Source organism: Enterococcus sp. (genome assembly GCF_022711995.1).
In the GTDB taxonomy this organism is placed as follows: Bacteria; Bacillota; Bacilli; order Lactobacillales; family Enterococcaceae; genus Enterococcus_D.
On record NZ_JALAHI010000165.1, the window covers coordinates 1 to 9386 of the forward strand.

At 37.6% G+C, this 9386-nt stretch carries 11 protein-coding genes and 1 pseudogene; 10 read left to right on the forward strand and 2 right to left on the reverse strand.

All coding sequences use genetic code 11. The annotated features are described in order from the left end of the window. Positions 1-168: 168 nt before the first annotated feature. The 8 genes and pseudogenes from mltG to Q0A12_RS16115 form a co-directional block, all read left to right on the forward strand. A pseudogene (gene mltG / locus Q0A12_RS16080) lies at positions 169-888 on the forward strand (endolytic transglycosylase MltG); the annotation flags it as partial. Between the two features lie 110 nt (positions 889-998). After that, positions 999-1478 carry a transcription elongation factor GreA gene (gene greA, locus Q0A12_RS16085; RefSeq protein WP_291293637.1) on the forward strand — a complete coding sequence of 160 codons (480 nt, stop codon included), beginning with the start codon at positions 999-1001 and terminating at the stop codon, positions 1476-1478. A 163-nt stretch (positions 1479-1641) separates the two neighbouring features. Then, positions 1642-2373, forward strand: a complete 732-nt coding sequence (gene liaF, locus Q0A12_RS16090) for a cell wall-active antibiotics response protein LiaF (protein WP_291293638.1) — start codon at positions 1642-1644, stop codon at positions 2371-2373. Beyond that, positions 2370-3437 (forward strand): sensor histidine kinase, encoded by a 1068-nt coding sequence (locus Q0A12_RS16095; RefSeq protein ID WP_291293639.1) that lies wholly within the window; start codon positions 2370-2372, stop codon positions 3435-3437. The genes liaF and Q0A12_RS16095 overlap by 4 nt, the downstream gene beginning before the upstream one ends. Before the next feature lie 2 nt (positions 3438-3439). Then, positions 3440-4069 carry a response regulator transcription factor gene (locus Q0A12_RS16100; RefSeq protein WP_208787997.1) on the forward strand — a complete coding sequence of 210 codons (630 nt, stop codon included), beginning with the start codon at positions 3440-3442 and terminating at the stop codon, positions 4067-4069. Positions 4070-4159: 90 nt separating this feature from the next. After that, positions 4160-4825 carry a TrkA family potassium uptake protein gene (locus Q0A12_RS16105; RefSeq protein ID WP_291293640.1) on the forward strand — a complete coding sequence of 222 codons (666 nt, stop codon included), beginning with the start codon at positions 4160-4162 and terminating at the stop codon, positions 4823-4825. A 12-nt stretch (positions 4826-4837) separates the two neighbouring features. Continuing rightward, positions 4838-5134: an iron-sulfur cluster biosynthesis protein gene (locus tag Q0A12_RS16110; RefSeq protein WP_291293641.1), complete on the forward strand. Its 297-nt coding sequence runs from the start codon at positions 4838-4840 to the stop codon at positions 5132-5134. Between the two features lie 102 nt (positions 5135-5236). Then, on the forward strand, positions 5237-6169 hold the full coding sequence (locus Q0A12_RS16115; protein WP_291293642.1) for a glycosyltransferase family 2 protein: 933 nt from the start codon (positions 5237-5239) through the stop codon (positions 6167-6169). Positions 6170-6195: 26 nt separating this feature from the next. Here the strand turns inward: Q0A12_RS16115 and Q0A12_RS16120 are convergent, their stop codons facing one another. Both Q0A12_RS16120 and Q0A12_RS16125 read right to left on the reverse strand, forming a co-directional pair. Continuing rightward, the gene (locus Q0A12_RS16120; RefSeq protein ID WP_291293643.1) at positions 6196-7146 is read right to left on the reverse strand and encodes a phosphoglycerate dehydrogenase; all 951 of its coding nucleotides are present in this window, start codon (positions 7144-7146) and stop codon (positions 6196-6198) included. Between the two features lie 79 nt (positions 7147-7225). Next, entirely contained in the window at positions 7226-8035 is an 810-nt protein-coding gene (locus Q0A12_RS16125) for a DUF1189 domain-containing protein (protein ID WP_291293644.1), read from the reverse strand. Between the two features lie 129 nt (positions 8036-8164). Between Q0A12_RS16125 and Q0A12_RS16130 the strand changes: the two genes are divergently transcribed. Together Q0A12_RS16130 and Q0A12_RS16135 are read left to right on the forward strand one after the other, a co-directional pair. Further along, the gene (locus Q0A12_RS16130) at positions 8165-8599 is read left to right on the forward strand and encodes a GtrA family protein (RefSeq protein ID WP_291293645.1); all 435 of its coding nucleotides are present in this window, start codon (positions 8165-8167) and stop codon (positions 8597-8599) included. Positions 8600-8684: 85 nt separating this feature from the next. Then, positions 8685-9293 carry a superoxide dismutase gene (locus Q0A12_RS16135; protein ID WP_291293646.1) on the forward strand — a complete coding sequence of 203 codons (609 nt, stop codon included), beginning with the start codon at positions 8685-8687 and terminating at the stop codon, positions 9291-9293. Positions 9294-9386 lie beyond the last annotated feature (93 nt).

Genomic DNA, 9386 nt, shown 5'->3' on the forward strand with positions numbered 1-9386 from the left:
GCTTTAAGTGTGTTTGGTGGCTCAGAACCATCAAAAAACGTTGAAATATAGTTCAAATTCAATCAAAATCGACAAAAATACATTTTCAAGCTAAAATTTGATGGTTTCGTTGCACTTTCAGAGCCCGTAGGATATCAGAATGGCTAAAAAGTACAAGAAAACACTTCAAAAGTGACAATTCCAGAAGGCTATGATATTGATCAAATTGGTGATGCACTTGCCAAAGCAACAAGTATCTCGAAAGATGATTTCTTGGCTTTGATGAAGGATGACAGCTTCTTTAATAAAATGCAAAAAGCTTATCCGGAGTTGTTGGATAGTGCAGCAAAGGCAGAAGGCGTGCGCTACAAATTAGAAGGTTATCTTTTCCCAGCTACCTATGACTACTATAAAGGGAACACGCTTGAAGAAGTTGTGACTCAGATGATCGATAAAACAAATGCTGTCATGTCTAAGTATTACGATCAAATCAAAGAAAAAGAAATGACGGTCCAAGAAGTATTGACGTTAGCTTCTTTAGTTGAAAAAGAAGGTAGTAAAGAAGCCGATCGTAAGAACATTGCACAAGTGTTCTTTAATCGTCTAGCAATAGATATGCCATTGCAGTCAGATATTTCTATTCTCTATGCGTTAGGTGAACATAAAGAGTTGGTAACGTATGAAGATACACAAGTAGACTCGCCATACAATCTCTATGTCAATACTGGATACGGCCCTGGCCCCTTTAATAATCCAAGTGAGCAATCTATTAAGGCTGTTTTAGAGCCAACGTCAAATAATTACTATTACTTTGTGGCAGACATCAAAACACAAGAAGTCTATTTTGCTGAAACGTATGATGAGCATATGCGTTTAGTTGAGAAATATGTAAACAATACATCAAATTAATTTTTATTGGATTTTAGTTTACATTTAAAAAAAACCATGGTAATCTTTTGTGGACTATTCGCAAAAGATTACCTTTTGCAGTTGATACGAAGTTAAAAGGAGAAATTAAAATGGTAGAAAAAGTATACCCGATGACATTAGAAGGAAAAGAAAAATTAGAGCAGGAATTAGAGGAATTAAAAACAGTCAAACGCGGTGAGATCATTGAGCGAATCAAAGTTGCCCGCAGTTTTGGAGACCTTTCCGAGAACTCTGAATATGAGTCTGCAAAAGATGAACAAGCATTTGTTGAAGGCCGTATCACCACATTAGAAAACATGATCCGATTTGCTGAGATCATTGATAATGAAGGCGTAGACAATGATGAAGTGTCAATCGGAAAAACCGTCACATTCATTGAATTACCTGATGGTGATGAAGAAGAATATATGATCGTTGGTAGTGCAGAAGCGGATCCATTTTCTGGTAAAATTTCCAATGATTCACCAATTGCTCGTGCATTGATTGGTAAAAAAGTCAATGATGAAGTAACGATTGCAACGCCAGGCGGAGATATGCTCGTGAAAATTACAGAAGTGAAAAAGAGCTGATTTTTGAAAACAATGTTTGAACAAAAATCTTAGCAAAAGATCCTGATGATCACTTTCTCAAAGAGAAAAGGACCAATCGGGATTTTTTTTCGGACTCGCGACGGATGTATGCCATCGAAGAATCAGGTATGATAAAATAGAATCATTGGGAGGAGGAGCTTACATGAAAAGCCCTTGGCGTTTTTTCTTTGTCGTAGAAGCATTATTATTCCTTTTTGCTGTTTGGCAAATTTTATCGAATCCACCCTTGTTGATCTTATTGATCATGGGTGTATTGACCATATATTTTGTGTCTCGACGAGAACGTAAAACGAATTTTAATAATTTTTTGATGGTTACAGGTGGCATTGCTATCTTTATCAGTCTTTTAAATAGTCCAGCGTTATGGTTGATGTTGATTTTTGCGATTCTTTTTATTGGATTAAAAGGTGGCGAAATTACTGGGATGGATTTTACGAAAAATACTTTTTGGCGTAAAAAACAAATGATTATTTTGGAAACTGAAGAACCGAAGCAGTTTCACCCTCATAAAACGAAACAACAATGGATCGGCAATGAGCGAATCGGCAATCAAGTCTACGAATGGGATGATATCAATATCGATATTTTCTCGGGAGATACGATCATTGATTTGGGCAATACTTTATTGCCCAAAAAAGAGAATGTTGTGATTGTCCGTAAGGGATTCGGTCGCACGAGAATTTTAGTTCCTGCTGGAGTGGCTATCAAAATGGAACACAGCACCTTTATAGGGACGGTAATCTTTGAAGGGGAATCCACCGGACTGAGAAATGAGAAAGTGACAATTTATAGCCCGGATTATGAGGAAAATACTCGCCGATTAAAAATATTGACAAATACTTTGGTAGGCGATATTGAGGTGATTCGGGTATGATTGCTAAATTTTCTCGTGGGATGATCGCTTTTTATAGTGCGGTCACCAGTTTTTTGATGATGATTCTGATTCTTTTTTCGTATCTTTATGCTAGTGGAAAGAACAATTGGTTGTTAGAAGTTTTTCAAATCAAATTGTTCTTTATTCCAATTATTTTTCACTTGCTGATCGTTTCGTTAATGATCGGTCTTGCTATATTTTTGTTAATCTCTCTTTTTAGAAATCGTCAGTATGCACCAATCGAAGAAAAATTGCGTTTGCTCTCAAATGGAGATATTGATAGTCCAATCCTTGAGACACCCATTCCTCATGCCCAGGAGAATCGTCTCGTAGAAGATGTTGACCGAGATATCAGAAAATTACAAGCCAAAATGAAAACTATGTCAAGTGAGCTTCAACAATTGAACGCTCGACCCCAATTAGTCGACGGGAGCACGAAAGAAGAAATCCTCGAAGCGGAACGACATCGTTTGGCTCGAGAATTGCATGACTCAGTTTCGCAGCAATTATTTGCTGCGATGATGATGATGTCCGCATTAAACGAACAAGCAATCCGTAATGATGCACCAGAAATTCAAAAGAAACAGTTGGCAATGGTTACGGATATTATCAATGCGTCACAGTCTGAAATGCGGGCGCTATTGCTGCATTTGCGCCCAGTCACACTGGAAGGGAAAAGTCTGAAGCAAGGAATTGAGCAATTATTAAAAGAATTGGAAACAAAAATCAAAATATCATTGAAATGGGATATTGAAGATTTTAATATGCCGAGTTCTATTGAAGACCAATTATTTCGAGTGATTCAAGAATTATTATCGAATACACTGCGCCATGCGAAAGCAGATGAGCTAGAAGTCTACTTGAATCGTATTGAACACAATGTACTGTTGCGAGTCATTGACGACGGTGTAGGATTCGATGTCGATAATCAGAAAGCTGGCAGTTATGGACTGATGAATATCCGTGAACGCGTCAGTGCAGTTGGTGGCACGTTAAAGATCATCAGTTTTAAAAATCAAGGAACAAGTATTGAAATAAAAATCCCGCTGCTTAAGGAGGCATAAACATGATCAACGTTTTGTTAGTAGATGACCACGAAATGGTACGTTTGGGGGTTTCTTCCTACTTATCCATTCAAGAAGACATCGAAGTGATTGGCGAAGCCGAGAACGGAAAAATTGGTTACGAAAAGGCACTGTCTTTACGTCCTGATGTCATATTGATGGATTTGGTGATGGATGAAATGGATGGTATTGAAGCAACTAAAGCCATTCTTGCAGATTGGCCGGAAGCAAAGATCATCATAGTTACTAGCTTTATTGATGACGAGAAAGTATACCCTGCAATTGAAGCAGGTGCGGCCGGTTATTTGTTAAAAACATCCACTGCCCATGAAATTGCCGATGCCATTCGTGCTACGCAAAGAGGCGAGCGGGTGCTGGAACCTGAAGTGACGACTAAAATGATGGATCGACTGACGAATCGAACACCGATTTTACATGAAGATCTGACCAATCGAGAAAAAGAAGTGCTGCTTTTGATTGCTGAAGGGAAAAGCAATCAAGAGATTGCTGATGAGTTATTTATTACACTAAAAACTGTTAAAACTCATGTCTCCAATATATTATCCAAACTAGAAGTAGAAGATCGCACACAGGCAACCATATATGCTTTCAAACATGGCCTAACAAAATAAGAATCTCATCATAAGGGTACCTCCTCATAGTCAGTTGAGGAGGTTTTTGATATACTAGAGTAGGATTTGTAAGGTAAAGGGGCGTTTAATGTGAAACAGAATTACACGATTATTGGTCTGGGGCGATTTGGTGGTAGTATTTGCCGAACACTGATAGAATCCGGACAAGAAGTATTAGCCATTGACAGCAATGAGGATCGAGTCAATGAATATATGAACATTGCTACCCATGCAGTAGTAGGGAATGCGCAAGACGAAATGACCTTGCGTTCATTGGGGATTCGTAATTTCGATCATGTGATCGTAGCGATCGGCGAAGACATCCAAGCAAGTATTCTTGTCACTTTGATGGTCAAAGAGATGGGGGTACCGAATGTTTTAGCGAAAGCACAAAATGAGTACCATGCTCGGGTTCTTGAAAAACTTGGTGCCGATCGGGTGGTTCACCCAGAGCGAGACATGGGAATTCGCATCGCTCACAATTTGGTATCGAAAAATATCCTGGATTATATTGAGCTTTCTGATGAATTTTCGCTGGCAGAGATTCGTGTTTCCAATCCACGTTTCTTTAATAAATCTTTACTGGATTTGAATTTTCGTCAAAAATATGGGTTGACCGTCGTAGCGATTCGGCGAGGACCTGGTCAAGTAATCGTTTCTCCGGCAGCAGACTCGATTGTGCGGGAAAATGATAATCTGCTAGTGATTGGGAATACTGACGATGTCGATATTCTTGATGAACATATGAATGATTAGGAGTGACAAATGATGAATATAACAATTACAGAAGCTGCAATTAATTGGTTCAAAAAAGAATTAGTAGTTGACCAAGGAAGTGGTGTTCGCTTTTTTGGAAAGATCTATGGGAAAACTCAAATCCATGATGGGTTCTCAGTAGGGATGTCCGTAGACAAACCTGAACATCCGATCGTCCAAAAGACAGTATCAGATATGCTTTTTTTTATTGAGGAAACCGATGAGTGGTTTTTCAAAGGGTATGATCTACAAGTCGACTACGATGAAAAGCTGGATGAGCCCAAATATAACTTTACTGAAAACAACTAATAAAATACAGATATAATGTAATAGTAAGAGTCTATGACTAAAGTTTAGTGGATTTCATTTCGCTATCTTTAATCATAGACCTGTTCGTTAGGAGATGAAAGCATGTTATCAATTATCGTACCTTGTTTTAATGAAGAGAGTAGTTTGCCACTTTTTTTTGAAGAAACTGAAAAAGTAAGAGATCAGGTAGGGATGCCTTTTGAATATTTATTTATCAATGATGGTTCCTCTGACCAAACCCTTGCAGTGATGCGTAAACTTCACCAAGATCATCCAGAAAGTGTTCGCTATCTTTCTTTTTCACGAAATTTTGGTAAAGAGGCAGCTTTGTATGCCGGATTAAAAGCAGCAAAGGGAGATTTTGTTACCGTAATGGATGCTGACTTGCAAGATCCTCCAAGTCTGCTACCACAGATGTTTGACTTGCTCAATGCAAAACAATTGGACTGTGTTGGTACTCGCAGAGCGGATCGTAAAGGGGAACCTAAAATACGCAGTTTCTTCTCAGAAGCTTTTTATGCATTGATCAATAAAATTGGTGAGGCACATATGGTCAATGGGGCACGGGATTTCCGTTTAATGCGTCGAAATATGGTGGATGCAGTCTTAGAACTTTCCGAGTACAATCGGTTCTCCAAAGGGATTTTTAGTTGGGTCGGTTTTGACACGGAATACATCGCGTATGAAAATCGTGAAAGAGTGGCAGGAGAAACGTCGTGGTCATTTTGGAGCTTGTTCAAATACTCAATCGATGGCATTGTCAATTTTTCTGATACACCTTTAAACATTGCGTCTTTCATTGGGGCATTCTCCTGTTTAGCATCGAGCATTGCACTACTTTTTATTATTATTAGAACGTTTATCTTTGGTGATCCGACATCGGGTTGGCCTTCTTTAGTCTGTATTGTATTGTTTGTAGGTGGTTTACAGTTATTGTGTTTAGGAATCATTGGTAAATACATTGGAAAAATATTTCTGGAAACAAAAAAACGTCCCCTTTATATTCTAAAGGAGACGGAAAAAGATCAAAAATAATCTTTTATATGGTTTGATAACTGCCATCAATAGCCTTTTGTTAAATCGACTTGATTGCGTACTAAGTCTTTTTCGGTGATAAAATTGCGGAAGTTATCTAAGAAGATCGCCATAAATGCTTTTTGAAAATGTGGTGTCAATCCGGAAATATGCGGGGTGATCAGGACATTTTCAAGGGTCCATAGAGGATCATTCGCTGGCAATGGTTCTTCTTCAAAAACATCGAGAGCAGCAAAGGCAATCTTCTGTTGACGCAGTGCCTCTGTCAATGCTGCAGTATCTACGCTAGGACCCCGGCCAACGTTATAAAAGGAAGCGGAAGATTTCATATTTTTAAAGAAATTGTTATTATATAACATCTTTGTTTCTGGTGTCAGTGGTAAGATGTTGATGACACAATCAGCTTTTTGACTTTGTTCAACCAATTCTTTAAGTGGATAGGTCTCTTTGAAGCCTTCAACGGCATGCCCAGTTGTGTTGATCCCAATAGGTTGGGAACCAAAAAAATTTAGGGCTTTTGCTAACGACTGTCCGATTTTACCTGTTCCTGCAATCAGTATTTCTTTATCTGCTAATAAGGAGTAAGGGATATCGTTAGGCTGCCACTGTTTTTCTGCTTGTTTCTTGATGGCTGTAAAAATGCCTCTGGATTCCATGAATAACAAAGCGATTAAGTGATCAGTGATCGATTGGGCGTGAATACCACTGCCATTAGAAAGTAAAATGTTTTTTTTAGCAAATTGTTTTAGAGGTAGAGTATCTACACCTGCTGAAATTGCTTGTACCCATTCTAAAGAAGAGTCGTCTAGTAAATGTTCTGCCCATTCCTTTTTCCAACCAATTGTGATTGCAACATTTTGCCAGTCGATAGTGGTGGCTCCATCATCATGTATGAACTGATAATCGTCAGTTAGTTCTTGCATTTGTTCAATAAATTCATCACGAAATTCTCTGCTGGATAAAATATATTTTGACATACTGGTTCCCCCTTTTTTTAAGTGTATCAAAGAACGAAGAAAAAACCATGTGCAAAGCTTTACACATGGTTCTGTTCTATCAATTTTTCAGTTGAATTTTAGGTGACCCTTTCACTCCTTGAGCGAAGAGAAAGAGTGCCGCAAACAAAATAAATGTTGTAGCATCGAAACTTGGTACAAAAAGTTGAATCAATACACTTAGAATGGTTGGCAAAGCGGCGCTGACAATTAAAATTTTGAGATTTTCAAAAAAACTATAAGAAAAAAGTTTTAGTTTTGTATAGATGTTTGCAATAAAAGTACCCATAATCAATGTAATCAACAAATTTAAAAAAGCTGGATAAAGAGCGATTAAGAAAACAATGAGTTGTAACCACCAAGGAATTTGATTGCTGCTAAGGGATTCACGAATCTTTTTGCCGTCTAAATTTTTAATCGCTGGTTCTGAATAAGAAAGTTTCAACTGATTCGTATCCAAGAATGAGCTAGAAAAACCTGTACCTGGGAAACTAATAACGATTTCGTCTTTTAAAAGACCAATACTGAGGACACTTGCTGTAGCATCTGAAGCAATATCAATAGCATTGCGTTTTCCCTCTGGATCAAAAGTAAAGATGATGGAGTTCGTTTGATAGATAAACCCTTCTGCCTGTCCACTTGTGGCTAGTTGGCCATTTTCAATCGTAAAATTTGGGATTTTTTGTGCAATTTCTTGACTATCCCTTTGGAAGTCTTGAAAGATGTCATTGACTTGTAAGGTAGTAGGCACTGCTAAAATAACGGTGGCTCCAAGTAGAAAAAGAATTACTTTTGAAAAAGCAGCATCTTTTACATATTTAAGATTTGGGATTTGGATAAATGCACTTTTTAGCATTTGAATGATTGTCATTTGTTTAACTCCTTCTATGTAACTAAAAATAATTGTAACGAAGGCAGCAACAGAACACAAGGACTAATAACAGAAAAATCCTTTTTAAGATATTCTTAGCTGTCATTAAGAGAAATTGGAGATCACGTCATGGAAAGCTTAAAAAATATTAAAATCAAATTACAAGAAAAAAAACTTTGGGAACCTATAACTTATTTAATTTTTGGTGGACTAACGACATTGGTCAATCTGGTGGTTTATTTTTTATTTAGAGAAATCTTTGTTTTTCACTATATGATTGCAAATGTGATTTCTTGGGCAGCATCTGTACTGTTCGCCTTCTTCACGAACAAAATCTGGGTTTTTGAAGCGAAAACTGAAACGAAAAAAGAATCATGGCTTGCTTTTTGGAAGTTTATTTTCTTTCGAATCCTTTCATTGGGATTGGATATGGCCTGTATGTATCTATTGATAAGTGTTCTAGGAACTGGTGATTTCATAGCAAAACTTGTGACACAGATCGTTGTTGTCTTAGCAAACTACGTTTTCAGTAAGTTTTTGATTTTTGTACCAAAAAAAAGTTGATAAAAAGTAAGCATATGTTTTGATGAACCCCTTTTTATCTGATAATGTTACTAATGTAATCACTATCACTGAGGAGGAATTTTTTATGACTTACACATTACCAGAATTACCTTATGCTTACGATGCATTAGAACCTTACATTGATGAAGAAACGATGCACTTGCATCATGATAAACACCACAACACGTATGTAACAAACTTGAATGCTGCAATCGAAAAACATCCAGAATTAGGAGAAAAAACAGTAGAAGAATTGCTTGCTGATTTTGATTCAGTTCCGGAAGACATCAAAACAGCGGTACGGAACAATGGTGGTGGCCATGCAAATCATAGCTTTTTCTGGGAAATCTTAGCACCAAATGCTGGCGGCGAACCTACAGGCGCCAGCAAAGAAGCAATCGAAGAAACATTTGGCAGCTTTGATGATTTCAAAGAAGAATTCAAAACAGCAGCGACTGGCCGCTTTGGCTCTGGTTGGGCTTGGCTAGTCATCAAAAATGGTAAATTAGCGATCACATCAACTGCGAATCAAGATTCACCATTGATGGAAGGACAAACACCTGTGTTAGGATTAGACGTTTGGGAACATGCCTACTACTTAAAATATAAAAATGTTCGTCCTGATTACATCAATGCATTCTGGAATCTGGTTAACTGGGACAAGGTTAATGAATTTTATGCTAATGCAAAATAATCAAATATAAGAGGATTGTTTAACTATCCAAACAGACAGAAGGAAGACTATTGTATTATGACAGTAGTTAAGGTGATAACAACGATTTTTCAC

What these genes read in the sequence shown, in the direction of transcription:
- greA (WP_291293637.1), top strand. Translation starts at nt 999, where the DNA reads ATGGTAGAAAAAGTATACCCGATGACATTAGAAGGAAAAGAAAAATTA.
- liaF (WP_291293638.1), top strand. Translation starts at nt 1,642, where the DNA reads ATGAAAAGCCCTTGGCGTTTTTTCTTTGTCGTAGAAGCATTATTATTC.
- Q0A12_RS16095 (WP_291293639.1), top strand. Translation starts at nt 2,370, where the DNA reads ATGATTGCTAAATTTTCTCGTGGGATGATCGCTTTTTATAGTGCGGTC.
- Q0A12_RS16100 (WP_208787997.1), top strand. Translation starts at nt 3,440, where the DNA reads ATGATCAACGTTTTGTTAGTAGATGACCACGAAATGGTACGTTTGGGG.
- Q0A12_RS16110 (WP_291293641.1), top strand. Translation starts at nt 4,838, where the DNA reads ATGAATATAACAATTACAGAAGCTGCAATTAATTGGTTCAAAAAAGAA.
- Q0A12_RS16115 (WP_291293642.1), top strand. Translation starts at nt 5,237, where the DNA reads ATGTTATCAATTATCGTACCTTGTTTTAATGAAGAGAGTAGTTTGCCA.
- Q0A12_RS16120 (WP_291293643.1), bottom strand. Translation starts at nt 7,146, where the DNA reads ATGTCAAAATATATTTTATCCAGCAGAGAATTTCGTGATGAATTTATT.
- Q0A12_RS16125 (WP_291293644.1), bottom strand. Translation starts at nt 8,035, where the DNA reads ATGACAATCATTCAAATGCTAAAAAGTGCATTTATCCAAATCCCAAAT.
- Q0A12_RS16130 (WP_291293645.1), top strand. Translation starts at nt 8,165, where the DNA reads ATGGAAAGCTTAAAAAATATTAAAATCAAATTACAAGAAAAAAAACTT.
- Q0A12_RS16135 (WP_291293646.1), top strand. Translation starts at nt 8,685, where the DNA reads ATGACTTACACATTACCAGAATTACCTTATGCTTACGATGCATTAGAA.